2 pseudogenes are annotated in these 1,535 nt (G+C 62.4%); one reads left to right on the top strand and one right to left on the bottom strand.

The window, feature by feature from the left end:
* Positions 1-138: 138 nt before the first annotated feature.
* Positions 139-1,011: pseudogene (locus tag ABT116_RS45380) on the top strand (baeRF11 domain-containing protein); the annotation flags it as partial.
* 117 nt (positions 1,012-1,128) lie between these two features.
* Here the strand turns inward: ABT116_RS45380 and ABT116_RS45375 are convergent.
* Positions 1,129-1,356, bottom strand: a pseudogene (locus tag ABT116_RS45375) (gamma-glutamyl-gamma-aminobutyrate hydrolase family protein); the annotation flags it as partial.
* Positions 1,357-1,535 lie beyond the last annotated feature (179 nt).

The following is a 1,535-nucleotide window of genomic DNA, read 5'->3' as shown; positions in this document are numbered from 1 at the left end:
CCCATGGCGGCGCCACCCGCGTCCGGCGGCTACGGCGCCCCGATGCCCATGGCGGCTCGTCCCGAATTCTCCGGAAAGTCTAGTGGTCATAACCAGCCGGGCGTAGCGTGAGGAGAACCCAATTTCAGGAGGTTCGTAGTGCTTCACAACGACATTCCCAGCCACGGTGAAATTGCCGCACTCGCGGAGGTGGAAGGGCCCACCTGCATCACCATCGTGACTCCGACTGAAGATGCGCCGCAGGATCATGACAAAGCGCGCATCGCCTTCAAGGACCAGGTCCGCTCGGCACTCGCATCGGTGGAGGATCCGGCCGAGCGCAAACTGTTCGAGGCCGAATACGCAGAGCTCGACGACGACGACGATTTCTGGCGCTTCCAGTCGCGCTCATTGGTCACGTACGCGACGCCGGAGCGTCTGGTGACCTTCCGCCTCCCCAACCGTCTGCAAGCGCTCGAAACGGTCAGCGATCGGTTCCATCTCAAGCCGCTGCTTCGTTCTGTGACCTTCCCCCAGACGGCGTTCGTTCTCGCTCTGGCAGAGGGGTCGGTGCGATTGATCGAGATCGCCGCCGATCAGCCGGCCGACGAGGTTCGTGTTCAGGGAATGCCGAAGAACGCTGCGGATCACGCGGGCAAGTCGTCGATCAACAGTCGCACCGAAGCGGGTCGACTGTCGGGGTCGGACAGCCGAAAGCTGCGCGTCAATCAGTACGCCCGCGCAGTCGATCACGAGGTTCGTGGTGTCCTCGCCGGCCGCGACGTCCCCTTGATCCTGGCTGCCGCGGAACCCATCGCATCGGTGTATCGCTCCGTGAATTCGTACCGCCACCTGGTCGACAAAACCGTCGAGGGAAACCCGGAAGCCTTGTCGACGCAGGAAGTGGCGGACGGTTCGCGTCCTGCGCTCGACGATTTCCACGCCGAGCAGCTCGCGGCGGTGCGTGACACCTTCAACGTGCGCACCGAACAGGGACGCACTCAAACCGACGTCGCCGACGTGGCCACCGCCGCGACCTACGGCCAGGTCGACACCGTTTTCATCGACATCGATTCCGTCGTACCCGGAAGTCTCGAATTCGTCCCGAGCGGGGTCGATCATCGAGGAGTTTGGTCCGGGGGTGCGGCCGTAACGCCTGGGGTCCACGTCGGAACCACCGCTGAGTACGAGGGCGTCGAGATGCTCGACGATTCGGCGCGGATCACTGTGGATACTCAGCAGGATCGGTTGACCACCGGCCGCGCGGATTTTCGAGGGAAAATCGGTGAAGAACATTTCCATCAACGCGTCGCCGACGACGTTGGGTAGTGACGGCCCGCCGCGGTCGACGCGGCCGGTGACTCCGATCAGGGGCATGGCGGGGAGTGCCTCCGCCGTCATCGTGAATTGGGTCATAGGAGCGAGCATAGAACTATTGAATGGCTTTTCGCTAGAGTTTGGCTTGTAAAGTTGGGGTAACGGGTTCGAAGTGCCGCGCGCTGCTGTATCTATTCAAGGACAGCTGCGAATGGGAGCGTTCGATTTCGTAGGTCAAG

Source organism: Streptomyces sp. NPDC002130, assembly GCF_040296465.1.
GTDB lineage: Bacteria > Actinomycetota > Actinomycetes > Streptomycetales > Streptomycetaceae > Streptomyces.
The sequence above is the reverse complement of the archived record's forward strand: the minus strand, read 5'-3'. Positions and strand labels throughout refer to the sequence as shown.